Below are 24,876 nucleotides of genomic sequence, written 5' to 3' on the forward strand. Positions count from 1 at the left end.
TGTCGGGTGCCGCCCCTCGGCGGTGTGCGGTGCGCTCCGGTACGGAGCACGGCCGCGTTACTTGCGCATGACCTCCGGCTCGTGGCGGCGCAGCAGCCGGGCGACGGCGAAGGCGAGCGCGAGGCCCAGGCAGATCAGAATGATCATGTCCATCACGTAGACGCCGGTCTGGTGTTTCCACAGCGGGTCGGGGTTGGCGGGAATGCCCTGGGCGGGGTTGCCCGGGTCCCACGGCAGCAGCGTGTTCATATCGGCGGTCGCGCCCATCGCCGCGACGGCCCAGCGCGACGGCATCAGCCAGGAGAACTGGCTGACGCCCACGGTGTCGAAGAGCTGGAAAAGCACGCCCGTGAAGACGACCTGGACGATGGCGAACATGACCAGCAGCGGCATGGTCTTCTCGGCCGTCCTGACCAGCGCGGAGATGACCAGGCCGAACATCATCGAGGTGAGGCCGAGCGCGATGACCGCCAGGGCCATCTCGACGGCCGGCAGGTGTGCCAGCAGCAGGCCCTCGGCGGGCATGTTCCGGGGTGTGAAGCCGATCGCCGTGATGATCACGCCCTGGAAGGCCGTGACGACGCCGAGCACGATCACCTTGGACATCAGGTACGCCGAGCGCGACAGGCCGGTGGCCCGCTCGCGCTCGTAGATGACCCGCTCCTTGATCAGCTCACGGACGGAGTTGGCCGCGCCGGAGAAGCACATGCCGACCGCCAGGATCAGCATGATCGTGCTCGCGTCGCGGTTCGTCCGGCTCTTGTTGTCCGGTCCGTACGCGAAGCCGTAGTCGCTCGGTATCAGGATCGACACCACGCCGAGCACCGCGGGCAGGGCCACCATCAGGGCCAGGAATCCCCGGTCGGAGGCGAGCACCGAGACATAGCGCCGCATCAGCGTCCACAGCTGCGAGCCCCAGCTCTGGGACTTCTGCATCCGGGCCGGCGGCGGCTGGACCGCCACCGACTGCGCGGCCACGGCGTCGATGTCCGCGGCGTACATCTGGTAGTGCGGGGAACCGCGCCAGCGGCCCATCCAGTCGTAGTCGCGGTAGTTCTCGAAGGCCGAGAAGACATCCGCCCAGGTGTCGTACTGGAAGAAGTTCAGCGCCTCCCCGGGCGGGCCGAAGTAGGCCACGCCGCCGCCCGGCGCCATCACCAGCAGCTTGTCGCAGAGGGCGAGTTCGGCCACCGAGTGGGTGACGACCAGCACCGTACGGCCGTCGTCGGCGAGGCCGCGCAGCAGCTGCATGACATCGCGGTCCATGCCCGGGTCGAGGCCGGAGGTCGGCTCGTCCAGGAAGATCAGCGACGGTTTGGTGAGCAGTTCCAGGGCGACCGAGACGCGCTTGCGCTGGCCGCCGGAGAGCGAGGTGACCTTCTTGTCCTTGTGGATGTCGAGCTTGAGCTCGCGCAGCACCTCGTCTATCCGGGCCTCGCGCTCGGACTCCGCGGTGTCACCGGGGAAGCGGAGCTTGGCGGCGTACTTGAGGGCCTTCGCGACGGTCAGTTCCTTGTGCAGGATGTCGTCCTGCGGGACCAGGCCGATGCGCTGGCGCAGCTCGGCGAACTGCTTGTAGAGGTTCCGGTTGTCGTAGAGGACGTCGCCCTGGTTGGCGGGGCGGTAGCCGGTCAGCGCCTTGAGCAGCGTCGACTTGCCGGAGCCGGACGGGCCGATGACGGCGATCAGCGACTTCTCCGGGACGCCGAAGGAGACGTCCTTGAGGATCTGCTTGCCGCCGTCGACGGTGACCGTGAGGTGGCGGGCCGAGAAGGAGATCTCGCCGGTGTCGACGAACTCCTCCAGGCGGTCGCCGACCAGCCGGAAGGTCGAGTGGCCGACGCCGATGATGTCGTTCGGGCCGATCGGCTTCGTACCGGACTTGGGTACCGGCTGGCCGTTGACGTAGGTGCCGTTGTGGCTGCCCAGGTCGCGGATCTCGAAGCGGCCGTCGGGGGTGGCCCGGAACTCGGCGTGGTGCCGGGAGACCTGGAGGTCGGAGACGACCAGTTCGTTCTCCAGCGCACGGCCGATGCGCATGACCCGGCCGAGGTCGAGGCGGTGGAACATCGTCGGGCTGCGGTCGCCGTGGACCGGCGGGGCCTGGCCGTCCGGCTGCCGGGCGGGGCTCTCCTGCGGCTGCGCGGCCTGCGGTGCGGGCGCGGCCTGCCGCGGCGGCTGCTGGGCCTGCTGCGGCGGGACGTACGACTGCTGCTCTCCGGGCGGCGCCTGCCAGCTCTGCCGACCGGGCTGCTGGTGCGCGGGCGGCGCCTGCCAGCCCGGGGCGGCCTGCTGCGGCGGGGTCATCGCGGGCTGCGCGCGGTAGGCGTCGGCCGCCTGCGCCGCGCCCGCGGACAGGCTCACCCGAGGGCCGTCGGTGGCATTGCCCAGATGCACCGTCGCACCGGGGCCGATCTCCATCTGATGGATGCGCCGGCCCTGGACATAGGTGCCGTTGGTGCTGCCCTGGTCTTCGATGATCCAGCTGTGACCGGCCCACCGTACGGTGGCGTGCCGCCAGGAGACCCGGGCGTCGTCGAGCACCATGTCGCCCTGCGGATCACGCCCCACTGCGTAGGACCGGGACGGGTCGAGCGGCCAGGTTCTACCGTTCAGTTCGAGTACGAGTTCAGACACTCCATGCCCCATTACATAGTCCCCCGAGTGACGCCCTGCATGGGAAGTCCAGGGATGGCGATCATCGTGACGAACTATTTCAGGCTCGGCCCGCCGACCGGAAACCGGGACGCGGCCGGGGGCGCGACTGGGGTGCACTGCACTCCTGTTGGCGGTCACCAAACGCTTCCGGAGGGGCGGAAGAGCGGACGGATCCCCTGCTTCCCGGGAATCACGCGCGTTCCGGCGCAAACTCGGTACGCGGCGGGGCGCCCGCCGTCGCCGCCCGTCGGCACCGCCGGACGGCGGCGGCTCACCGGTCCGACCCACGGACACCTGTACGGGCGGCCTGGCCGGGCGGTTACCGTAAGGGCACCATGAGCGCATCGCAGATTCCCCCTGCCACCGCCGTACCGGGCGACGACGTACCCACCCTTCTCGTGAAGATCTTCGGGAAGGACCGGCCCGGTATCACCGCCGGACTCTTCGACACCCTCGCCGCCTACTCCGTCGATGTCGTGGACATCGAGCAGGTGGTGACCCGAGGCCGCATCGTGCTGTGCGTGCTGGTCACCGCTCCCGCCGCCGACCGGGGCGCCATCGGCTCCTCCGAGGGCGACCTGCGGGCCACCGTGCACAGCTGGGCCGATTCGCTGCACCTCCAGGCCGAGATCATCTCCGGCCGGGGCGACAACCGGCCGCGCGGCAGCGGCCGTTCGCATGTCACCGTGCTGGGGCACCCGCTCACCGCGGAGTCGACGGCCGCCATCGCCGCGGCCATAACGTCCACGGGCGGCAACATCGACCGTATTTTCCGGCTCGCCAAGTATCCGGTGACCGCGGTCGAGTTCGCGGTCTCCGGTGTGGCGACGGAGGTGCTGCGCTCGCGGCTGGCCCCCGAGGCCGCCGAGCTCGGGGTGGATGTCGCGGTCGTCGCGGCCGGGTTGCAGCGCCGGGCCCAGCGGCTGGTCGTCATGGACGTCGATTCGACGCTCATCCAGGACGAGGTGATCGAGCTGTTCGCGGCGCACGCCGGCTGCGAGGCCGAGGTCGCCGAGGTGACCGCCGCGGCGATGCGCGGTGAGCTGGACTTCGAGCAGTCGCTGCACGCCCGGGTCGCGCTGCTGCGCGGGCTGGACGCGTCCGTGGTGGAGACCGTGCGCAAGGAGGTACGGCTCACCCCCGGGGCCCGTACCCTCGTACGCACGCTCAAGCGGCTCGGCTATCAAGTGGGCGTCGTATCGGGTGGGTTCACGCAGGTCACGGACGCGCTCCAAGAGGAGCTCGGGCTGGACTTCGCCGCCGCCAACACCCTGGAGATCGTCGACGGCAAGCTCACCGGGCGGGTGACCGGCGACATCGTGGACCGGGCCGGCAAGGCCCGGCTGCTGCGCAGCTTCGCGGAGCAGGCCGGGGTGCCGCTCGACCAGACCGTCGCGATCGGCGACGGCGCCAACGACCTCGACATGCTCAACGCGGCGGGTCTCGGGGTCGCCTTCAACGCCAAGCCGGTGGTGCGCGAGGCGGCGCACACCGCGGTGAACGTGCCGTTCCTGGACACCGTGCTGTATCTGCTGGGCATCACCCGCGAAGAGGTCGAGGCCGCGGACACCCATATCGGCTGAGGCGGGCCGGGCCCGGCCGGAGACGGTCCGGGATACCGGAAACGACGGCGGAGAGGGGCCCCGGCGCGTGCCGGGGCCCCTCTCGGCGTCACGGAATGTGTCGTCGGCCGTCATGGCTGCGGCCGGGGCGGCGGACGGTCTCCCGTCTCACCTCCGCCGGCCGGCCCGGCGGCTCACTCGTGCGGCGTCAGATACGCGACGAGGCGGCCGACGCCGTGCTCCACGGACTTCCAGGAGCCGGTGAACTCGATCACGGCCATCGCCGCGGTCGGGAAACCGGAGCGGTTCATCCGGGCGAGCAGATCGCCCTCCGCCTCGCCCGCGAGCGCGTCGGCGAGGGCGTGCATCCCGGGGTTGTGGCCGACCACCAGGAGGTCCTGCACATCGTCGGCGGTCTCGTTCAGCAGCGCGAGGAGCTCGCCGAGGGAGGCTTCGTAGAGCCGCTCGTCGTAGACGGTCTTGGGCCGCTGGGGGAGCTCGGAGACGAAGAGCTTCCAGGTCTCGCGGGTGCGGGCAGAGGTCGAGCACAGGGTCAGATCGGGGGTGATCCCGGTTCCGGCCAGCCGGCGGCCGGCGGCCGGGGCGTCCTTGCGGCCGCGGTCGGCCAGCGGTCGCTCGTGGTCGCTGTCCTGCGACCATTCAGCCTTTGCGTGTCGGAGAAGGACAATCCGGCGGGGTGTATCGGCGCTCATGCGTCCCAGCTTCGCACGAAAGGCGGCACGGGGCGCGGGGTGTTGAGGCGCTCCGTCCTGCCGGGTGAGCGCCGGGCGCGGGCGGGCATCAGGCACCGGCGCCCACGAACCGCGCGAGGTATTCCAGCAGGGCGGCCAGGCTCTGCGGGGCGCTCGCCGCACGCGCCTCGGCGGAGCCCGCCAGGAGCGTCAGCAGGGCGACGAAGGAGACCACCGGCAGGGCCAGCGCCCACCACGGCAGCCGGGTCCGCAGGCCACGGGCCTTCTCGGCGGACGAGGTGCCGAACGCGGCGGACATGCGGATCGCCTCCATGGCGCATCGAAGAGCCGCGCGCCGCGGTCAGCGGCGCGCCCACCGCGGTGGTGCGGTGTTCTTCGAGGCTACGGATCTTCGGCGGCCGGTCCCATCCGGGAAACCACCTACTCACCCCTGGGTCCCGCCCCCTAGGGGACGGGGGTTTTCCCCCGCCCCGCGGCGGGCCGGGGGACGGTCATCCCGCGGCGAGGCTCGCGATGATCGCGATGATGACGGTCACGCCGAGCATGGCGCCCAGCACGAGGAGCAGCTTCTTGTGGCCGCCCTGCGGATTCGGTTCGAGCACTGGCATGCGCCCAGTGTTGCACTCACCGCTCGTCCTCGATGCGGCGGTCCCGGCCGGCCAGCACTCCGGCCACGATCTGCGGCACCATCAGCCCGGCCATCATCGCGATCGGCAGCCCCCAGCCGCCGCTGTGCTGGTAGAGCGCGCCGACCAGCAGCGGCCCCGGGACGGAGATCAGATAGCCGACGCTCTGCACGAAGGCGGAGAGCTTGACGACGCCCGCGGCGCTGCCGGCCCGCATCCCGATCATCGTCAGGGCCAGCGGGAAGGCGCAGTTGGAGATACCCATCAGCAGCACCCAGGCCCAGGAGCCGGCGGCCGGGGCCAGCCACAGTCCGGTGTATCCGGCCACTCCGCAGAGGCCCAGCACCGCCACCAGCGGACCCTGGTGCCGCAGCCGGGAGGCCAGCCACGGCATGACGAAGGAGAGCGGCACGCCCATCGCCATCGTGATGGCGAGCAGCACGCCCGCGGTGCCCGCGGAGACCCCGGCGTCGCGGAAGATCTGCGGCATCCAGCCCATCGTCACGTACGCGGCGGTGGCCTGGAGCCCGAAGAAGACGGCCAGCGCCCAGGCGGTCGGCGACGAGGCGATCCGTATGGGGGCGGCGCCGGGGCTCGCCGGACCGCCCACGGCCGGGCCCGGGGTGGCCCGGCGCTGCCGGACGACGGCGAGCCAGGGCAGTACGGCGACGACGGCGACGGCCGCCCACACGGCCAGGCCCAGCTGCCAGCCGCCGCCGAGCGCCGCGGTCAGGGGGACGGTGACCGCGGCGGCGAGTGAGGTGCCCAGGGCCAGCGCCATGGAGTACAGACCGGTCATCGGCCCGACCCGGTCCGGGAACCAGCTCTTGATGACGACCGGCATCAGGACGTTGCTGACCGCGATACCGGCCAGGGCGAGCATGCTGGCCGCGAGGAAGCCGGCGGTGCCGCCGGTGAACGGGCGTACCGCGACGCCCACGGCGATCGCGACCATCCCGGCGCAGACGATCGCGCCGGGACCCCAGCGCCTGGCCAGCCGGGGCGCCGCGATGCCGAAGACGGCGAAGCACACGGCCGGTACGGAGGTCACCAGTCCGGCGACGGTCGCGCTCATGCCGAGGCCCTCGCGGACCTCCTTCATGAGCGGGCCGAGGCTGGTGATGGCGGGGCGCAGATTGAGCGCGGCGAGGACGAGGCCGGCCATCACGACCCCCGCCAGCCAGCGGGGGGCCGGCCGGGAATCCGCCTCCGGGGCGTCCCCCGCGGGGTGCGGGTCCGGGCGCCCGGGGCCATCGGCCGGGGGTGCCGCCGAGGTCGTCCGGGAGCCGGCCGCGGGGCCGGGGGTGGCGAGATCTTCATCGGGCATGGCAGGCATCATAGAATCATAGGATGAATTGCTGTCCAGGCAATATCGGCAGCACCGGCGGTCCCGGGCGGCACCGGGGGCCGGAGGGGCCCGCCGCCGTCCGTGCCGCCGCCGTCCGCCCGCCCCGGCACCCAGGAGCACCGCCATGTCCCTGACCTCGACCCGCCGGTCCGCACTGGCCGACCAGGTGATCGCGCAGCTGCGCGCCCAGATCGCCTCCGGTGAGTGGCCCGTGGGCTCCCGTATCCCCACCGAGCCGGAGCTCGTCGAGCAGCTCGGGGTGGCCCGTAACACGGTGCGCGAGGCGGTCCGGGCACTCGCCCACAACGGGCTGCTCGACATCCGGCAGGGCTCGGGCACCTATGTGGCCGCCACCAGCGAGCTGGCCGGGGTGATGCACCGGCGGTTCGCGGACGCCGACCCCGGGCACGTCGCCGAGCTGCGCAGCGCGCTGGAGGCGGCGGCGGCCCGGCTCGCCGCGGGCCGCCGTACCGCGCAGGACCTGCGGCAGCTGGACGTGCTGCTGGAGCGGCGCGAGCGGGCCTGGGAGTCCGGTGCGGCCGAGGCGTTCGTGGCGGCGGACGCGACCTTGCACATGGCGGTCGTGGCGGCCTCGCACAATGACGTCCTGGCCGGGCTCTACGCCGATCTCGGGGGTGTGGTGCGCGACTCGGTGCGGGCCGGTGTGGGCGAGGTGCTGCGGCCCGAGGCGCATCAGGACCATGCCCGCCTGGTGGCGGCGATCCGGGCGGGCGACGGCGACCGGGCCGCAGCCGAGGCGAGCGCGCACCCCTTCGGCTGCCGCCTCGCCCTGCTGGAGCAGGAGTGAGCGCCGGACCCGGCCGGTGAAACGCGTGCTGCCCGCCCCGGCGGACCGGGACGGGCAGCACGGCGGTGCGCCGGGTGTCAGGCACCCATCATGTGCACACCACCGTCGACGTGCACGATCTCACCGGTCGTCCGCGGGAAGAAGTCGGACAGCAGCCCGACGACACCACGGCCGGCCGGCTCCGGGTCGGCCAGGTCCCAGCCGATGGGGGCGCGGTGGTTCCACACGTCCGCGAGCTCCTCGAAGCCCGGGATGGACTTGGCGGCCATCGACTTGAGGGGACCGGCCGAGACCAGGTTGCAGCGGATGTTCTTCGCCCCCAGGTCGCGGGCGAGGTAGCGGTTGGTGCTCTCCAGCGCCGCCTTGGCCACACCCATCCAGTCGTACTTGGGCCAGGCGATCTGCGCGTCGAAGGTGAGCCCGACGACCGCGCCGCCGCGCTCCATGAGCGGCAGGCAGGCCATGGTGAGCGACTTGTACGAGTACGCCGAGACCTGCACCGCGGTGCTCACGTCGTCCCAGGTCGCGCCGAGGAAGTTGAAGGCACCCTGCGGGCCGAAGGCGATGGAGTGCACGATGCCGTCGATCCGGGCGTCCTCACCCTGGTGCTCGCGGATCTTGTCGGCGAGCCCGTCGAGCTGCTCCTGGTTGGTGACGTCCAGCTCGATGACCGGAGCGGGCTTGGGCAGCCGCTTGGCGATCCGCTCGACGAGGGAGAGCCGGCCGAAGCCGGTGAGGATGACCTCGGCGCCCTCGTTCTGCGCGACCTTGGCCGCCTGGAACGCGATCGACGACTCGGTCAGCACTCCGGTGACCAGGATGCGCTTGCCTGCGAGGATTCCACTCATGCTGATCAGTGACCCATGCCCAATCCGCCGTCGACGGGAATGACGGCTCCAGTGATGTACGCGGCCTCTTCCGAGGCCAGGAAGCGGACCGAGGCGGCGATCTCCTCGGGCTGCGCATAGCGCGCGAGCGGCACCTGCTTCATGATGACGTCCCGCTGCTCATCGGTGAGCGCACGGGTCATGTCCGTGTCGACGAAGCCGGGGGCGACAACGTTGACGGTGATGTTGCGCGAGCCCAGCTCCCGGGCGAGCGAGCGGGCGAAGCCCACCAGACCGGCCTTGGAGGCGGCGTAGTTCGCCTGGCCCGCGCCGCCCAGCAGGCCGACCACGGACGAGATCAGCACGATCCGGCCCTTGCGGGCCCGCAGCATCGCGCGGTTGGCGCGCTTGACCACCCGGAACGCGCCCGTCAGGTTGGTCTCGACGACCGAGGTGAAGTCCTCCTCGGACATCCGCATCAGCAGCTGGTCGCGGGTGATGCCGGCGTTGGCCACCAGCACCTCGACCGCGCCCTGCTTCTCCTCGATCTCCTTGTACGCCTGCTCGACCTGCTCGCTGTCCGTGATGTCGCACTTCACGGCCAGGAACCCCTCCGGCGGTTCGCCCGAGCGGTAGGTGATGGCGACCTTGTCGCCTGCCTCGGCGAAGGCACGGGCAATGGCAAGGCCAATACCGCGGTTGCCTCCGGTGACCAGAACCGAGCGGCTCAAAAGATCACCCTTTCCGTATTCTGTCGGTCGTACTGCGTTCGATACGAAACTATCGGTCACCGGGCCCCGATGAGGAATCGAGGCCGGACAGCCGCGCACGCCGGTCACTGTCGGGTCCCGACAGAATCCGCCGGGTCCGACCGGACTCCGCCGCGGCCCGCCGGCCGTTCCGCCGGCGCCCGGCGCGGTCTGGGCCCGGGGCGCGGCACAGGGCATGATGCAGGCGCCGACTACGGGAGGATGCCGTGCCCGCTTCACCCCATGCCCTTGACGAGACCTTCCTGGCGCTGCCGTTGCGCGCGCTGGCCGATGCCGCGCTCGCGCGGGCCCGTGCGCTGGGCGCCGAACACGCCGACTTCCGGCTGGAGCGGGTGCGCAGCGCCGCCCGGCGGCTGCGGGACGGCCGACTGTCCGGGTCCATCGACACCACCGACCTCGGGTACGCGGTGCGGGTGGTGCACGGCGGCGCCTGGGGGTTCGCGTCCGGGGTCGATCTGACGATGGACGCGGCGGCGCGGGTGGCGTCCCGGGCGGTGGCGATGGCGCAGCTTTCGGCCAAGGTCCTGGAGGCGTCCGGCTCCGGCGGCAGCCGGGTGGAGCTGGCCGGGGAGCCCGCGTATCCGGACCGCACCTGGGTCTCGTCGTACGAGATCAATCCGTTCGAGGTGCCGGAAGCCGAGCAGACCGGGCTGCTGGCGGAGTGGAGCGGGCGGCTGCTGGCGGCGCCGGGGGTGGCGCATGCGGACGCTTCGCTGCTGACCGTCCAGGAGAACAAGTTCTATGCGGACACCGCCGGTACGAGCACCACGCAGCAGCGGGTGCGGCTGCATCCGCATCTGACGGCGGTCGCGGTGGACCCGGCGAGCGGTGAGTTCGACTCGATGCGGACCCTCGCGCCGCCGGCCGGCCGCGGCTGGGAGTACCTGACCGGCGGCCACTGGGACTGGGACGGCGAGCTGGCGCGGATCCCGGAGCTGCTCGCGGAGAAGATGCGGGCGCCGGGTGTCGAGGCCGGTGCGTACGACCTGGTGGTGGATCCCTCCAATCTGTGGCTGACGATCCACGAGTCGATCGGGCACGCGACCGAACTGGACCGGGCGCTGGGCTACGAGGCGGCGTACGCGGGCACCTCGTTCGCCACCTTCGACCGGCTCGGGGAGCTGGCGTACGGCTCCGGGATCATGAACGTGACGGGCGACCGGACGGCCGAGCACGGTCTGGCGACGATCGGCTACGACGACGAGGGCGTGGCGGCGCAGTCCTGGGACCTGATCCGGGACGGGACGCTGGTCGGCTATCAGCTCGACCGCAGGATGGCGAAGCTGACGGGGTTCGCGCGCTCCAACGGGTGCGCGTACGCGGACTCGCCCGGCCATGTGCCGGTGCAGCGGATGGCGAACGTCTCGCTCCGTCCGGCGCCGGAGGGGCCGTCCACCGAGGAGCTGATCGCGGGGGTGACGCGCGGTATCTACGTCGTCGGCGACCGCTCCTGGTCGATCGATATGCAGCGGTACAACTTCCAGTTCACCGGTCAGCGGTTCTTCCGCATCGAGAACGGGCGGCTGGCCGGGCAGCTGCGCGATGTCGCGTACCAGGCGACCACCACCGACTTCTGGGGTTCGATGACCGCGCTCGGCGGGCCGGACACCTATGTCCTGGGCGGCGCCTTCAACTGCGGCAAGGCCCAGCCGGGGCAGATCGCGGCCGTCTCGCACGGCTGCCCGTCGGCCCTCTTCGAAGGCGTGAACATTCTCAACACGACGCAGGAGGCCGGCCGATGAGCCCGCGCAGCAGCGCACCGCACGAGATCGTCGAACGGGCCCTGGAACTGTCGCGGGCCGACGGCTGCGTGGTGATCGCCGATGAGAACTCCAGCGCCAACCTGCGCTGGGCGGGCAACGCGCTCACCACGAACGGCGTCACCCGCGGCCGTACGCTGACCGTCGTCGCGACGGTGGACGGCGGGCAGGGCACCGCGTCCGGTGTGGTCTCGCGGTCGGCGGTCACCGCGGACGATCTGGAGCCGCTGGTGCGGGCCGCGGAGGCGGCGGCGCGCGCGGCGGGCCCCGCCGAGGACGCCCAGCCGCTGATCGGCGGGGCCGACCCGTCGCCCGGTTTCACCGACGCCCCCGCCGAGACCTCCTCGGACGTCTTCGCGGCGTTCGCGCCGGCGCTCGGCGAGTCCTTCCGGCAGGCCGGCGCGGGCGGCCGCGAGCTGTACGGCTTCGCGCGCCACGAGGTCGTCACGTCCTATCTGGGCACCTCGGCCGGGCTGCGGCTGCGGCACGACCAGCCCACCGGCACGCTGGAGCTGAACGCCAAGTCACCGGATCACGCCCGCTCGGCCTGGACGGGCCGCGCGACGGCCGACTTCACCGATGTCGACCCGCGGGACCTGGACGCCGAGCTGGCCCGCCGGCTGGGCTGGGCCGAACGGCGGACCGAGCTGCCGGCCGGGCGGTACGAGACGCTGCTGCCGCCGGCCGCCGTCGCGGACCTGCTGATCTATCAGCTGTGGTCGTCGGCCGCCCGGGACGCCGCGGAGGGCCGTACGGTCTTCTCCCGGCCGGCCGGGAGCGACGCGGCGGACCGGCCCGGGGCGGGCACCCGGCTCGGTGAGCGGCTGTCCGAGCTGCCGCTGACCCTGCGCAGCGATCCGCGGGCGGCCGGTCTGGAGTGCGCGCCGTTCGTACTGGCGCACCGGTCCGGCGACGACGCGTCGGTCTTCGACAACGGGCTGCCGCTGGCGGCCACCGACTGGGTCCGCGACGGGGTGCTCAACCAGCTGGTGACCACCCGGCACAGTGCGGCGCTGACCGGCCTGGCGGTGGCGCCCGGTATCGACAACCTCCTTCTGGAGGGCGGCGGTTCGCGTTCGCTGGACGAGATGGTGGCGGCGAGCGGCCATGACGGGCCCGCGCTGCTGCTGACCTGCCTGTGGTACATCCGCGAGGTCGATCCGGCGACGCTGCTGCTGACCGGTCTGACCCGCGACGGCGTCTATCTGGTGGAGAACGGCGAGGTGACCGGCGAGGTCAACAACTTCCGCTTCAACGAGTCGCCGGTGGATCTGCTGGCGCGCGTGGTGGAGGCGGGCCGTACGGAGCGGACCCTGCCGCGGGAGTGGAGCGACCACTTCACCCGGGCCGCGATGCCCGCGCTGCGCATCCCGGACTTCAACATGAGCTCGGTCAGCCGCGGGGTGTGACGGGGCCGCCGGCCGGGGCCCGGGGCCGGCCGGCGCCCGTCCCGGGCCGGTGACCGGGCCCGCGGCCCATAGACTGTGGGACTGTCCTCCCGTTTGGGAACCACGATCGATCAGGAACGCCATGACACGCCTCGGCGAATCCGTCGCCCGCGCCACCACGCTGCTCTCCGCCGACCTCTCCGCGGACGCCACCGTCCAGGAGCTGCTCCAGGAGACGGGCGCCCGGCGCTATCTCGACCTGACGGACCTGCCCGCCAAGGAGCAGGCCGAGCTGATCGCGGCCCGTACGGTCGAGGTGCTGCCGGGTGTGGAGAAGCTGGCCGAGCGGATCGAGGAGCGCCGGGCGGCGGGCCGCGGTCTGCACATCAAGCTGGGCATCGACCCGACGGCGACCGATGTGCACCTGGGGCACGCGGTGCCGCTGATCGTCCTCAGCCGGTTCCAGCGGCTGGGCCACGACGTCACGCTGATCATCGGTGACTTCACCGCCAAGATCGGCGACCCGTCGGGCCGTACGGCCGAGCGCCCGCCGCTGACCGACGACGACATCGCGCGCAACCTCGCCACCTACCGCGAGCAGGTGCGGCCCTTCTTCGACTTCGAGAAGGTCAGCTTCCGGCAGAACAGCGAGTGGCTGGCGCCGTACACCTTCCCCGAGCTGCTCTCGCTGCTCTCCCAGGTGCCGGCCTCGCAGCTCCTCCAGCGCGAGGACTTCCGCAACCGGCTGGCCGCGGGTTCCGGTCTGACCATGACGGAGCTGCTGTACCCCGTCGCCCAGGGGCTGGACTCGGTGGCGCTGGCGTGCGATGTGGAGCTGGGCGGCTCGGACCAGCTGCTCAACCTCCAGATGGGCCGCAAGCTGATGGAGCTGCGCGGTCAGCAGCCGCAGCTGGTGGTGACCATGCCGCTGATCGAGGGCACGGACGGCACCGGCGCCAAGATGTCCAAGTCCAAGGGCAACTACGTCGGGCTCAGCGCGCCCGCCGACGATGTCTTCGGCAAGATCATGTCGGTCCCCGACCGGCTGATGGAGCCGTACCTCAAGGCGTGGACGGAGTGGACGGACGAGGAGATCGCGCTCGTCCTGGGCCGGGTCACGGACCGCTCGCTGCACCCGATGGACCTCAAGAAGATCCTCGCGGGCGAGGTCGTGGCCGCGCTGTACGGGCTGGACGCGGCGATGGCGGCGCGGGCCGGATTCACCGCCCAGTTCTCCAAGAAGTCGTTCGCCGATGTCGATTCGCTGCCGGTCGTCGATGTCGCCGCGCACGGCGCGGAGACGGTGGCCGCGGTGCTGACGAAGGTGCTGGAGTTCACGCCGAGCGCGTCGGCCGCGCGGCGGCTGGCCAAGCAGAACGCGCTGCGGCTGGTCGTGGAGGGTACGGACGGGCAGCGGACGATGGTGCTCGCGGAGGCCGAGTCGGTACGGCCGCTGGCCGAGGTGCTGGCCGAGAAGCTGGCCGGTACGCCAGGCACCGCCTACCTCAAGGCCGGGCGCAAGCTCGCCCAGCTCGACGGCCGCCAGGACCTCTGACGTCTGCTGCACCGGACGTCCTCGCCGGACGTCCGGACGGCGGCGGCCGGTGCGCGTCCGACGCGCACCGGCCGCCGCCGTGTGCTGCGGGGCAGGTGGGCCATGCGGGTGTGCCCGCGCTCTCAGGCGGCGGGTTTCTTCTTGCCGCGGAGCGCCGCCCAGAGCCGGTCGCCGACGCCGACGATGACGATCGCACCGACCAGTTGCAGCAGATGCCTGGTCCAGTCGACGCCCTTGGTGTCGTTCACCCCGATGCCGGTGGCCAGCCAGTTGCCGAGGACGCTGCCCAGCATGCCGAAGATCACGGTCAGCCAGAGCGGGATCTGCTGTTTGCCCGGGAGGATGGCCTTCGCGATCAGGCCGAGGACCAGGCCCACGATGACGGCCCACAACCAGTTCATGTCGCCTCCTCGTACGGGGCGGTGCGGGGAACCGTGCCCCGTCAGTGTCGCTCCGTACGGGGTACGGCGCACGCCGGAGCGGGTCGTCCACCGGGTGTCCGGCCGGACCCGGTCGTCCGGTGGCACGCCCCGGTCTCGAACGCGGCGCAGCCGCGGCGTACCGTGGGAAGTGTCCGGAAGCGGGGAGAATCCGGCACGACTGACCAGGTGGTGGAACGTGATGCGGAAGCAGCGCAGCACCGGGGCCTTCCAGATCACGGGAGCGCGTACGGGGCTGTCCGAGGACGTGCGGGGCCGGCAGCGCCGCTACGTGATCTCGATGGCGGTGCGGACGGTGGCGGTGGTGCTCACGGTCGTGCTGTGGAACGTCGAGCGGCCCATCGCCATCGCGGCGCTGGTGCTGGGCCTCGGGCTCCCCTATATCGCGGTCGTCATCGCCAACGCGGGCCGGGAGAACGTCCCTTCGTTCCCGTCGACGTTCGTGGCGGCGCCGACCCGGCCGGAGCTGCCGGCGGGTGGCCCGGACGACCGGGCGGAATCCGTGGTGAAGCCCGCGGAGGCGGGCGCCGCGGACCCGGGGCGCGACCGCGGCTGAGCTGCGCGCGGCCCGAAGGCTCAAGAAAAGCTCAGATCAATCATGTGGTTCCGGTGCACCGGGCACCATCCCCCATGACATACTGCGTACGCGCTCCGCATCCCCCGTCGGAGCGACGGACCGACGCCGGGCGGCTCCCCCCGTGGCTGCCCGGCGTCGTCATGTCCGCGGTCGCCGCGGACGTAGGGTTGAGGCTGTGAACTCCCCGAATCCCCCGAACTCCCCCGAGAGCGCCGTCATCTGCTCCGCCAAGGGCTGCCGTGCGGCCGCGGTGTGGGTGCTGGCCTGGAACAACCCGAAGCTGCACACTCCGGAGCGCCGCAAGACCTGGCTGGCCTGCGAGGAGCACCGGGAGCATCTGTCGCAATTCCTCGGGATGCGCGGCTTCTTGAAGGATGTGGTGACGCTGGCGGAGTGGGAGGCGTCGGCCGCCGGCCACTGAGGGGACCGGTTCAGCCGCCGATCGCGGACATCGGGCGCTCGGGCTGAAGGAAGGCCGGGTCGTCCAGTCCGGACCCCGCCTTCTTGCCCCACATCGTGAGCTTCCAGCGGCGGGCGATCTCCGCGTCCGGAGCGTCCGAGCGCAGGGCGGCCCGCAGGTCCGTCTCCTCGGTGGCGAACAGACAGGTACGGATCTGGCCGTCGGCGGTGAGCCGGGTGCGGTCGCAGGCCCGGCAGAACGGGCGGGTGACGGAGGCGATGACGCCGACGCGGTGCGGGCCGCCGTCGACGATCCAGCGCTCGGCGGGTGCGGAGCCGCGCTCGGCCGAGCCCTCGGGGGTCAGCGTGAAGCGGGTGCGCAGCGAGGCGAGAATGTCACCGGCGGTGACCATGCCGTCCCGCTGCCAGCCGTGCTGGGCGTCCAGCGGCATCTGCTCGATGAAGCGGAGTTCGTAGTCGTTCTCGACCGCCCAGGCGAGGAGGTCGGGGGCCTCGTCGTCGTTGAGGCCCGGCATCAGGACGGTGTTGACCTTGACCGGGGTCAGACCGGCGGCGCGGGCCGCCGCCAGGCCGCGCAGCACATCGGCGTGGCGCTTGCGGCGGGTCAGGGTCTGGAAGACGTCCGGCCGCAGGGTGTCCAGGGAGACGTTGACGCGGTCCAGGCCGGCGGCGCGCAGTGCGTCGGCGGTCCGTGCCAGGCCGATGCCGTTGGTGGTCAGAGACAGCCGGGGGCGGGGGGTGAGGGCGGCGACGCGCGCGACGATGCCGGTCAGGCCGGGGCGGAGCAGCGGTTCACCGCCGGTGAAGCGGACCTCTTCGATGCCCAGGTCGGTCACCGCGATGCGGACGAGCCGGACAATCTCGTCGTCGCTGAGCAGATCCGGTTTGGCGAGCCATTGCAGGCCCTCTTCCGGCATGCAGTAGGTGCAGCGGAGATTGCACCGGTCGGTCAGCGAGACGCGCAGGTCGGTGGCGACGCGACCATAGGTGTCGATGAGCACAGGGCCCCCTCCGCCGGAATGACTGATCAGTACCCTTCGAGCCTACGCGATGGGCCGGACGGCGAGCGGGCCGAAGAAGCACGAGGTGAGCCGGGGTGCCTTCGTGGAGAGCTACGACGGCACCCCGGCCCCGGGCGGGGGCGGCTCAGTGCGCGCCGGTCCCGGTGAGCGAGCGGACCTCCAGTTCGGCGTACTTCGCGGCGTCCGGCTCCTCCTTGGACAGCAGGGATCCCAGCCAGCCGAGCAGGAAGCCCAGCGGGATGGAGATCAGTCCCGGGTTCTCCAGTGGGAAGACGGCGAAGTCCGCGCCGGGGAACATCGAGGTCTCCTTGCCGGAGACGACCGGTGAGAAGAGGACCAGCAGGACGGAGGAGGCGAGCCCGCCGTAGATGGACCACAGGGCGCCGGGGGTGGTGAACCGCTTCCAGAAGAGGCTGTAGAGGAGCGTCGGAAGGTTGGCGGAGGCGGCGACCGCGAAGGCGAGCGCGACCAGGCCCGCGACGTTCAGACCGCGGGCGAAGACGCCCAGGACGATGGCGACGGCGCCGATGCCGACGGTCGCCCAGCGGGCCGCCCGGACCTCTTCCTTCTCGGTGGCCACGCCCTTGCGGAGGACGTTGACGTACAGGTCGTGGGCGAAGGACGAGGACGAGGCGAGGGTGAGTCCGGCGACCACCGCGAGGATGGTGGCGAAGGCCACGGCCGAGATGACGGCGAGCAGGATCGCGCCGCCGGTGGAGCCCGCACCACCGCCGATCTCCTGGGCGAGCAGCGGGGCCGCGGTGTTGCCGGCCTTGTTGGAGGCGGTGATCGTCGCGGGCGCGATGAGGGCGGCGGCGCCGAAGCCGAGCGCGATGGTCATCAGGTAGAAGACGCCGATGATGCCGATCGCCCAGTTCACGGACTTGCGGGCGGCCTTGGCCGTGGGGACCGTGTAGAAGCGGATGAGGATGTGCGGCAGACCGGCGGTGCCCAGGACGAGGGCGATGCCCAGCGAAATGAAGTCGATCTTCGAGGTGGCGGTGGCGCCGTACTTCAGACCGGGCTCCAGGAAGGCGGCGCCCTTGCCGCTGTTCTCGGCGGCGGCGCCGAGCAGCGCGGAGATGTTGAAGTGGAACTTGAGCATCACCAGGAACGTGATCAGCAGGGTGCCGGCGATCAGCAGCACCGCCTTGACCATCTGGACCCAGGTCGTCCCCTTCATACCGCCGATGGTGACGTACAGGATCATCACGATGCCGACGAGGACGACGACCAGGATCTTGCCCGTTTCGCTGGTGATGCCGAGGAGCAGGGTCACCAGGGCGCCCGCGCCGGCCATCTGGGCGAGCAGGTAGAAGATCGAGACGACGATGGTGGAGATGCCCGCGGCGGTACGGACCGGGCGTCGGCGCATCCGGTAGGCGAGGACGTCGCCCATGGTGAACCGGCCCGAGTTGCGCAGTGGTTCGGCGACCAGCAGCAGCGCGACGAGCCAGGCGACGAGGAAGCCGATGGAGTAGAGGAAGCCGTCGTAGCCGAAGAGCGCGATGGCGCCGGCGATGCCGAGGAAGGACGCGGCGGACATGTAGTCGCCGGAGATGGCCAGGCCGTTCTGGAAGCCGCTGAACTGCCGGCCGCCGGCGTAGAAGTCCTCCGCTCCCCTGGTCTGCCGGCCGGCCCAGACGGTGATGCCGAGGGTGACGGCGACGAAGGCCGCGAAGAGCGTGATGATCAGGGTGCGGTGCTCGCCCGCGCCGCCGGCCGCGAGCTGGAGGGCGAGGGGCTGCTGTGCGGGGATCATGCGTCGCCCTCCAGGCGGGACTTGATGGCCTCGGCCTTGGGGTCGAGCCGGGTGGCGGCGTGGCGCGCGTACCACCAGGCGATGAGGAAGGTCGTGACGAACTGGGCGATGCCGAGCAGGAAGGCGACGTTGACGTGGCCGAAGACCTGGACGGCCAGGAACCCGCCGGCGTAGCTCGACAGCAGGACGTACCCGAGGTACCAGAGGATGAACGCGACGGTGAGCGGGAAGGCGAACGAGCGGTGGGAGCGGCGCAGTTCGGCGAATTCCGGGCTCGACTGGGCCGCGACGTAGTCGGGCGGACCGGGCGGACCGAGATCTGTGGGCGGCTCGGGCAGCCCCGGGTCGGCGGGCGGTGCGGTGCTCACGGGGTCTCCTGACGGGTGGCGGCCGGCGGCGAGCCCGCCGGTAAAGCTCGGGCAAGTGACGTGGATCACGCATCGTAGGGCCGGCGGAACCGCTGCGACAGGGGTCAGTTGGCTGAATTCCGGGGCGGATCGGGGAACGTCGGGGGAACCCGCGCCCGCGACGTCCCGGCCGCCGGCGGAGCTGCCCGGGTCCATGCCGATTCGCCGTCTCTGAAGGGTTTTCTTTGCAATCCATTGATGTTCGCCGGTGATCGCGGATACCTTCACCTGTCATGCATCCGCCCATGCGCGACCCGCGCGCGGGCGGCCTCACGGATGAGGTGGAGTACCCATGGCACATCCCCGATCCAGACGGGTGCGGGCGCTGGCCGTACCGCTCGGACTGGCGCTGACCGCTTCCCTCGGCTTCCTCCCGAACGCGGCCACCGCCGCGACCCCGGAGGCCACCGCGGTGACGGCCGACGGCCCGCTGCTCTCGTACGTCGTGAACACCACGCCCGGTCACGCCACGGTCGGCAAGGTGAAGAAGGCGATCGCCAGGGCCGGGGGGAAGGTGATCACCGCCCATGAGCAGATAGGCGTGATCGTCGTCCATTCGGCCAACCCCGGCTTCGCGGCGGCCGTCCGGACCGTGCACGGTGTGCAGTCGGCGGGCGCCACCCGCACCGCGCCGATGAAGGCGACGGGCACCACCGACATCGGCAAACCGCAGAAGGTCGAGCTGCCCAAGGCCCAGCTCAAGGCGGCCGGCGCGGCCGCCGCGGCGAACGGCAAGGAGCCGCTGGAGCCCCTCCAGTGGGACATCGCCGCGATCAAGGCCGACAAGGCCGCGAAGGTGAACCCCGGCAGCCGGAACGTCACCGTCGCCGTCATCGACACCGGCGTGGACGACACCCACCCGGACCTGCGGCCGAACTTCTCGGCCAAGCAGTCCGCCAACTGCGTGGGCGGGGTGGCCGATACGTCCAAGGGGGCCTGGCGCCCCTACGACCCGGAGACCGACTACCACGGCACGCATGTCGCGGGCACCATCGCCGCGGCCCGCAACGGCGTCGGCGTGGCGGGTGTGGCCCCGGGCGTGAAGTTCTCCGCCATCAAGGTCAGTGAGCCCAAGACGCGCATGTTCTACGCCGAGAGCGTCGTCTGCGCCTTCGTCTTCGCAGCCGACCACGGTGTCCACGTCACCAACAACAGCTACTACGTCGATCCCTGGATGTTCAACTGCAAGGATGACGCCGACCAGGCCGCCATCCTGGACGCCGTCGGCCGGGCCGCGAAGTACGCCCAGCGCAAGGGCGCGGTCAACGTCGCCGCGGCGGGCAACTCCAACCTCGACCTGGGCGCCGACAAGGTCGTCGACACCGGCAGCCCCAACGACTCCACCCCCGTCACCCGCTCCGTCAGCCCCAAGACCTGCTGGGACGTGCCCACCCAGGTGCCGGGCACGGTGACGGTCGCGGCGACCGGTGCGCACCAGCTCAAGTCGGGCTACTCGAACTACGGTCTGGGCCAGATCGATGTGGCCGCGCCGGGCGGTGACTCGGCGCAGGTGCCCGAGCTGCCCGCCAAGAACGGCAACATCCTCTCCACGATGCCGGGCGGCGACTGGGCCTACCTGGCCGGCACGTCGATGGCGTCGCCGCATGTCGCGGGCGTCGCCGCGCTGCTCAAGAGCGTCCACCCGAAGGCCAGTCCGCAGGAGATCCAGTGGCTGCTCAAGCAGCAGGCGGACAACCCGGGCTGCCCCACGGGCGCCGCGAGCTGCACCGGCACGAAGCATGTCAACAGCCACTTCGGCTACGGCATCGTCAACGCGCTGAACGCGGTACGGAAGTAACTCCCCCGCCGGGCCGGACGGTTCGCCGTCCGGCCCGGTCCGGTCCGCGCTCCGGCCCGGTCCGCCGGAGCGCGGACCGCTTCGAGGGCTCAGGTGGGCGGCGAGCGCGGTCCGCGCCGGGCCGGACGGCCGTGCCGACGGCCCCCTCGGAGGGCGGTGACAGGTGACCGGGTCAGGCGGCCGTACCCGCTTCGCCGTACACCGGCGCCGGACGGGACCGGACCGGGGGCCGGGGGCCGGTCGCAGCGGACCGCAGGACGCCGACGGTCAGCGCAGACTGGGCCGCGGTGTAGGTGAGCATGACCCAGAACTGCGGGACCGGGAGCTGGGGCCAGTCGGCGATCCCGGTCGCGAGCAGGGTGTCCGAGAGCAGGAAGAGCAGCCCGCCGAGCGCGGCCCACGGCCCGGCCCGGAGCGCGCCGAAGGCCATCGCGGTGAGCAGCAGGCTGTACCCCGCCACCGGGATCCGCAGCCCGTGCGGCAGGTCCGGCCAGAGCAGCGCGACGGTGGCGGTCAGCGCGACGGCGTACGCCGCGGCGGCCGCGGCCGTACGGGACCGCCGGCCGGCCGCGGGCGAACCGCGCCGGGCCAGGGCGGCGGAGGCGGGCGCCCCGCGCCGGACGAAGTGCGCCAGATAGCAGACGTGTCCGGCGGCGAAGGAGCCCATGCCCACCAGGAAGAGGGTGTCGCCGTCGAGTTGGAGGAAGGTGTCGCCGCCACAGCCGAACAGCAGCCCGGCCGCCGGCAGCGGCGGGCCGCCGCGGACCAGGACGTATCCGGCGAGCAGCGGCATCAGCGCGGGCTTGGTGAGGTGGACGGCGGTGTCGGCCACGGCGCCGGGCCCGCCCGCCGTCCCGGTACCCGCGCGGACCAGGAGGGCGACGAGATGGGCGACGGCCACGACGGCGAAGACGACGAGCAGCGCCCGCGCGGCGCGCGCCCGCGGCTGTGGTGCGCTCACGCGGCCCGCTCCCCCGCGCCGGCCCGCTTCCCCACGCGCCCGCCGCTCACCCGCGGCGCGCCCCGGGAGCGTCCCCCGCCACGCCCGGAGCTGTCGCCGGCCGCCGCGAAGGCGTCGGCACCGTCCGGCGGTCCGCCCGCCGCCGGCTGCCAGCCCGGTCCGCGGAACACCCGTCCGGCGCGCTCCCGCCAGCTCCCCGCGGCCCGCAGGTCGCGCGCGATGGCGGCGTACTCATGGGTGGCCACCCGCAGCGGGTTGAAGGTGTCGATGTTCTTGGTGAGGCCGTAGACGGGCCGCTCGGTCTCCGGTACGAACGAGCCGAACATCCGGTCCCAGACGATCAGGATGCCGCCGAAGTTGCGGTCCAGGTAGCCGCCCTGCGAGGCGTGGTGGACGCGGTGGTGGGAGGGCGTGTTGAGCACGGCCTCGAAGGGCCTGGGCAGCTTGCCGATCCGCTCGGTGTGCACCCAGAACTGGTAGACGAGGTTCGCCGACGAGCAGAACGCGACGGCCGCCGGATGCACCCCGAGCGCGATCATCGGCAGATAGAACGGCCAGACGGTCCAGGTGGTCCACGGCTGGCGCAGCGCGGTGGTGAGGTTGAACTTCCGGCTGGAGTGGTGCACCACATGGCAGGCCCACAGGATGCGGATGACGTGGTGCCCGCGGTGCGACCAGTAGTAACAGAAGTCCTGCGCGAGCAGCATCAGCGGCACCGTCCACCACAGCACGGGGATGCGCAGCGGGGTGAGTGCGTAGAGCACGGTGTAGATCACCACGATCGGTATCTTCCACAGCGCGTCGAAGACGAGGCTGCCGATCCCCATGCCGACGCTGGTGGCCGCGTCCCGGGCGTCGTAGCCCGCCGCGTCCTCGTCCGGACGCAGGCGGTAGCTCACCATCTCCACCACCGTGAGCAGGACAAAGGCGGGTACGGACCACAGAACGACATCGGGCAGATGCGGCATGCCCGCACCATAAATGCGGTAACGGGGGCGCCGCTAGAGGTTGTTACCGAGAAGTATGTGAGACGCGCCGTCAGCTGTGTGGTGCGGTGCGGGGGCCGGCGGAGGGTGCGGAGGCGCGGTCCGGCGGGTGCCCCGGCCCCCGGCCCGGCGGGGGCTGCGGGAGCCCGTCGTACGACGGCGGTTCGGTGGCTGTCAGTGGCGGCCCGTATCCTCATTGACCATGCTCGAAGACCGTATGGCAGCAGCCCCCTCGATCGCGCCGAAGATCGGGCAGCAGCCGGGCCCGCAGACACCGCCGGCTCCCTGGCCCGCCGCGTATCCCCAGGGGTACGCGGTGGTCGACGTGGAGACCACCGGCCTGGCCCGCGACGACCGGATCATCTCCGCCGGCGTGTACCAACTCGACGCACACGGCGAGGTCCAGGACCACTGGTACACCCTCGTCAACCCGCAGCGCGATCCCGGCCCGGTCTGGATCCACGGCCTCACCAGCGCGGTGCTGGCCGACGCCCCGCTCTTCCCGGAGATCGTCCCGCAGCTGTCGGAGCGCCTCGCGGACCGCGTGCTGGTCGCGCACAACGCGATGTTCGACTGGTCGATGATCTCCCGCGAGTACGCCCGCGCCCAGGCCACCGCCCCGGTGCGCCAGCGGCTGTGCACGATCGCGCTCTCCAAGGAGCTGCGGCTGCCGCTGCCCAACCACAAGCTGGAGTCCCTCGCGGCCCACTACGGCGTCGTGCAGGAGCGCGCCCACCACGCCCTGGACGACGCCCGGGTGCTGGCCGAGGCGTTCCGCCCCAGCCTGCGGCGGGCCGCCCAGGAGAATCTGCGGCTGCCGCTGCTGGGCTGCCAGCCGCTGACGGAGTGGTCGGACGCCCCGGCGCCCCGGCAGCACCGGTCCGCGCCGGCGTACCGCCCCACCTCCTGGCGGCCGGCCCGCAAGCGCCCCGCGTGCCCGTACCCCAACCCGGGGCGCTACGAGGCCGGCGGACGCCTCGTCCAGGGGATGCGGGTCGCCTTCTCGGGTGACACCTCGGTGGACCGCGAGCTGCTGGAGGACCGGGCGATCGAGGCCGGGCTGCACATCGCCACCAGCGTCTCCCGGCTGACCAGCCTGCTGGTGACCAACGACCCCGACGCGCGGACCTCCAAGACCGCCAAGGCGGCGTCGTTCGGCACCGTCGTGATCGACGAGGCGGCCTTCATGCAGCTGTTGCAGGACGTGGCCCCCGCGGGCCAGGCGCCTGCTTCCGGGTGAAGCACGCCCAACACGCCCGCCGGGGCCGCGCCCCGCACCGGACCCGCCCGCACCCTGTGGCGCATGGCACGTTGTGAGGTCTGCGGAAACGACTACGGCATGACGTTCGAGGTGCACGCGCAGGGCGCGGTGCACGTCTTCGACTGCTTCTCCTGCGCGATCCACCGCATGGCGCCGATCTGTGAGCACTGCCGGTGCCAGATCATCGGCCAGGGCGTCGAGGTCGAGGGGCAGTGGTTCTGCGGGGCGCACTGCGCCCGCTCGGAGGGGCGAACGGGCATCGTCGACCGGGTCTGAGCGCGCCGCCGCGCCGCGGGCGGTCCGGCTCTCCGGCGGACCCCGTGCTCCGGGGCCGCCGCCCGCCGGGTACCGTCGAAGCCGTGTACCGCTTCCTGTTGTCCCGGCAGTGGGTGATCCTCACTCTCGTGGGACTCGTCCTGATCCCAGTCATGATCAAGCTGGGTTATTGGCAGCTCCACCGCCATGAGCACAAGGTCGCGCAGAACCAGCTCATCGCGGCGAACCTCGCCGCACACCCGGTCCCGGTCACCGACCTGACCGCCCCCGGCCGCGCGCTGCCCCGCGACGACATGTGGCGCAGGGTCACCGCCACCGGTACGTACGACACCGCGCACGAGGTCGTCGTCCGTCGCCGCACCGCCGCCGACGAGCAGAGCATCGGCTCCTACGTCCTGACGCCGCTGCTGCTCGGCAACGGCGAAGCGGTGCTGATCAACCGCGGCTGGATCCAGGCCGGCAACGATCTCACCAAGTTCCCCGACGTGCCGCCCGCCCCCCGCGGCACGGTCACGGTGACCGGCCGGATGATGGCCGACGAGACCAGCGCCGAGAGTGGCATCAAGAACACCAAGGGCCTGCCCGACCGCCAGGTCATGCTGATCAACAGCGCGGAGCAGGCGAAGCGGCTGGCCCGGCCGGTGCTCGGCGGCTATATCGAGCAGACCGGGCCCGAACCGGCCGACAACAAGCCCGAGCTGGTTCCCGCGCCCGACCACGACAGCATCGGCCCGCACATGGCGTACGCCGTCCAGTGGTGGCTGTTCGCCGCGGCCGTACCGGTCGGCTGGCTCATCCTGGTCCGCCGCGAGCGCCGCGACCGGGCGGCGGCCGCCGCCGAGGAGGCCACGGCGGACGGGACCGGCGCGGCGCGGCAGCCCGCGGAGGCGGAGACGGCGGCACCGGCGCCCGCCGGGCAGTAGCCCGGACAGCCGCTACCACCGCGTAGCA

General features: G+C 72.0%; 24 protein-coding genes. 11 read left to right on the forward strand and 13 right to left on the reverse strand.

Annotated elements, in window-relative coordinates; genetic code table 11:
* Positions 1-57: 57 nt before the first annotated feature.
* Entirely contained in the window at positions 58-2,649 is a 2,592-nt protein-coding gene (locus ACLJWH_RS36700; protein WP_411146137.1) for an FHA domain-containing protein, read from the reverse strand.
* 344 nt (positions 2,650-2,993) lie between these two features.
* On the opposite strand from ACLJWH_RS36700, the gene serB reads away from it, so the two are divergent.
* Positions 2,994-4,241: a phosphoserine phosphatase SerB gene (gene serB, locus ACLJWH_RS36705; protein ID WP_411146138.1), complete on the forward strand. Its 1,248-nt coding sequence runs from the start codon at positions 2,994-2,996 to the stop codon at positions 4,239-4,241.
* A 173-nt stretch (positions 4,242-4,414) separates the two neighbouring features.
* On the opposite strand, the gene ACLJWH_RS36710 is transcribed toward serB, so the two are convergent.
* The 4 genes from ACLJWH_RS36710 to ACLJWH_RS36725 form a co-directional block, all read right to left on the reverse strand.
* Positions 4,415-4,933, reverse strand: a complete 519-nt coding sequence (locus ACLJWH_RS36710) for a SixA phosphatase family protein (protein WP_411146139.1) — start codon at positions 4,931-4,933, stop codon at positions 4,415-4,417.
* 88 nt (positions 4,934-5,021) lie between these two features.
* A complete protein-coding gene (locus ACLJWH_RS36715; RefSeq protein ID WP_411146140.1) occupies positions 5,022-5,231 on the reverse strand; it encodes a hypothetical protein in 210 nt (69 codons plus the stop codon).
* A 193-nt stretch (positions 5,232-5,424) separates the two neighbouring features.
* A complete protein-coding gene (locus ACLJWH_RS36720) occupies positions 5,425-5,541 on the reverse strand; it encodes an SGM_5486 family transporter-associated protein (protein ID WP_381683993.1) in 117 nt (38 codons plus the stop codon).
* 16 nt (positions 5,542-5,557) lie between these two features.
* Complete coding sequence (locus ACLJWH_RS36725; RefSeq protein WP_411146141.1) at positions 5,558-6,886, reverse strand: CynX/NimT family MFS transporter; 1,329 nt, start codon at positions 6,884-6,886, stop codon at positions 5,558-5,560.
* 145 nt (positions 6,887-7,031) lie between these two features.
* Here ACLJWH_RS36725 and ACLJWH_RS36730 point away from each other — a divergent pair, with 145 nt between their 5' ends.
* Positions 7,032-7,715, forward strand: coding sequence for a FadR/GntR family transcriptional regulator (locus tag ACLJWH_RS36730; protein ID WP_411146142.1), 684 nt, complete (start codon positions 7,032-7,034; stop codon positions 7,713-7,715).
* A 77-nt stretch (positions 7,716-7,792) separates the two neighbouring features.
* On the opposite strand, the gene fabI is transcribed toward ACLJWH_RS36730, so the two are convergent.
* Positions 7,793-8,563 (reverse strand): enoyl-ACP reductase FabI, encoded by a 771-nt coding sequence (gene fabI / locus ACLJWH_RS36735; RefSeq protein WP_411146143.1) that lies wholly within the window; start codon positions 8,561-8,563, stop codon positions 7,793-7,795.
* 5 nt (positions 8,564-8,568) lie between these two features.
* Entirely contained in the window at positions 8,569-9,273 is a 705-nt protein-coding gene (gene fabG, locus ACLJWH_RS36740) for a 3-oxoacyl-[acyl-carrier-protein] reductase (RefSeq protein ID WP_411146144.1), read from the reverse strand.
* Positions 9,274-9,518: 245 nt separating this feature from the next.
* Between fabG and ACLJWH_RS36745 the strand changes: the two genes are divergently transcribed.
* The 3 genes from ACLJWH_RS36745 to tyrS all read left to right on the forward strand — a co-directional run bounded on the left by ACLJWH_RS36745 (position 9,519) and on the right by tyrS (position 14,015).
* Positions 9,519-11,054 carry a TldD/PmbA family protein gene (locus tag ACLJWH_RS36745; RefSeq protein WP_411146145.1) on the forward strand — a complete coding sequence of 512 codons (1,536 nt, stop codon included), beginning with the start codon at positions 9,519-9,521 and terminating at the stop codon, positions 11,052-11,054.
* On the forward strand, positions 11,051-12,481 hold the full coding sequence (locus ACLJWH_RS36750; RefSeq protein ID WP_411146146.1) for a metallopeptidase TldD-related protein: 1,431 nt from the start codon (positions 11,051-11,053) through the stop codon (positions 12,479-12,481). The genes ACLJWH_RS36745 and ACLJWH_RS36750 overlap by 4 nt, the downstream gene beginning before the upstream one ends.
* A 121-nt stretch (positions 12,482-12,602) precedes the next feature.
* Positions 12,603-14,015, forward strand: coding sequence for a tyrosine--tRNA ligase (gene tyrS / locus ACLJWH_RS36755; protein ID WP_411146147.1), 1,413 nt, complete (start codon positions 12,603-12,605; stop codon positions 14,013-14,015).
* Between the two features lie 122 nt (positions 14,016-14,137).
* Here the strand turns inward: tyrS and ACLJWH_RS36760 are convergent, their stop codons facing one another.
* Positions 14,138-14,416 carry a GlsB/YeaQ/YmgE family stress response membrane protein gene (locus ACLJWH_RS36760; protein WP_411146148.1) on the reverse strand — a complete coding sequence of 93 codons (279 nt, stop codon included), beginning with the start codon at positions 14,414-14,416 and terminating at the stop codon, positions 14,138-14,140.
* Positions 14,417-14,636: 220 nt separating this feature from the next.
* Between ACLJWH_RS36760 and ACLJWH_RS36765 the strand changes: the two genes are divergently transcribed.
* Complete coding sequence (locus ACLJWH_RS36765) at positions 14,637-15,011, forward strand: DUF3099 domain-containing protein (RefSeq protein WP_411146149.1); 375 nt, start codon at positions 14,637-14,639, stop codon at positions 15,009-15,011.
* Between the two features lie 196 nt (positions 15,012-15,207).
* Positions 15,208-15,453 (forward strand): hypothetical protein, encoded by a 246-nt coding sequence (locus tag ACLJWH_RS36770; protein ID WP_411146150.1) that lies wholly within the window; start codon positions 15,208-15,210, stop codon positions 15,451-15,453.
* A 10-nt stretch (positions 15,454-15,463) separates the two neighbouring features.
* On the opposite strand, the gene moaA is transcribed toward ACLJWH_RS36770, so the two are convergent.
* The 3 genes from moaA to ACLJWH_RS36785 form a co-directional block, all read right to left on the reverse strand.
* Positions 15,464-16,453, reverse strand: a complete 990-nt coding sequence (gene moaA, locus ACLJWH_RS36775; RefSeq protein ID WP_411146151.1) for a GTP 3',8-cyclase MoaA — start codon at positions 16,451-16,453, stop codon at positions 15,464-15,466.
* Positions 16,454-16,598: 145 nt separating this feature from the next.
* Complete coding sequence (locus ACLJWH_RS36780) at positions 16,599-18,236, reverse strand: cation acetate symporter (protein ID WP_411146152.1); 1,638 nt, start codon at positions 18,234-18,236, stop codon at positions 16,599-16,601.
* Positions 18,233-18,574 (reverse strand): DUF485 domain-containing protein, encoded by a 342-nt coding sequence (locus ACLJWH_RS36785; RefSeq protein ID WP_411146202.1) that lies wholly within the window; start codon positions 18,572-18,574, stop codon positions 18,233-18,235. The genes ACLJWH_RS36780 and ACLJWH_RS36785 overlap by 4 nt, the downstream gene beginning before the upstream one ends.
* Before the next feature lie 361 nt (positions 18,575-18,935).
* On the opposite strand from ACLJWH_RS36785, the gene ACLJWH_RS36790 reads away from it, so the two are divergent.
* The gene (locus tag ACLJWH_RS36790; protein WP_411146153.1) at positions 18,936-20,441 is read left to right on the forward strand and encodes a S8 family serine peptidase; all 1,506 of its coding nucleotides are present in this window, start codon (positions 18,936-18,938) and stop codon (positions 20,439-20,441) included.
* A 172-nt stretch (positions 20,442-20,613) separates the two neighbouring features.
* Here ACLJWH_RS36790 and ACLJWH_RS36795 read toward each other — a convergent pair whose 3' ends face one another.
* A complete protein-coding gene (locus tag ACLJWH_RS36795; RefSeq protein ID WP_411146154.1) occupies positions 20,614-21,402 on the reverse strand; it encodes a lysoplasmalogenase family protein in 789 nt (262 codons plus the stop codon).
* Complete coding sequence (locus tag ACLJWH_RS36800; protein ID WP_411146155.1) at positions 21,399-22,370, reverse strand: sterol desaturase family protein; 972 nt, start codon at positions 22,368-22,370, stop codon at positions 21,399-21,401. The genes ACLJWH_RS36795 and ACLJWH_RS36800 overlap by 4 nt, the downstream gene beginning before the upstream one ends.
* Positions 22,371-22,590: 220 nt before the next feature.
* Here ACLJWH_RS36800 and ACLJWH_RS36805 point away from each other — a divergent pair, with 220 nt between their 5' ends.
* The 3 genes from ACLJWH_RS36805 (at position 22,591) to ACLJWH_RS36815 (ending at position 24,848) form a co-directional block, all read left to right on the forward strand.
* Positions 22,591-23,628, forward strand: a complete 1,038-nt coding sequence (locus ACLJWH_RS36805) for a DEDDh family exonuclease (protein WP_411146156.1) — start codon at positions 22,591-22,593, stop codon at positions 23,626-23,628.
* A gap of 63 nt (positions 23,629-23,691) precedes the next feature.
* A complete protein-coding gene (locus ACLJWH_RS36810; RefSeq protein WP_411146157.1) occupies positions 23,692-23,925 on the forward strand; it encodes a hypothetical protein in 234 nt (77 codons plus the stop codon).
* 83 nt (positions 23,926-24,008) lie between these two features.
* The gene (locus ACLJWH_RS36815; RefSeq protein ID WP_411146158.1) at positions 24,009-24,848 is read left to right on the forward strand and encodes an SURF1 family protein; all 840 of its coding nucleotides are present in this window, start codon (positions 24,009-24,011) and stop codon (positions 24,846-24,848) included.
* The last annotated feature ends 28 nt before the right edge of the window (positions 24,849-24,876 follow it).

Source organism: Streptomyces sp. x-80 (assembly GCF_046549095.1).
GTDB classification, from domain to species: Bacteria; Actinomycetota; Actinomycetes; order Streptomycetales; family Streptomycetaceae; genus Streptomyces; species Streptomyces celluloflavus.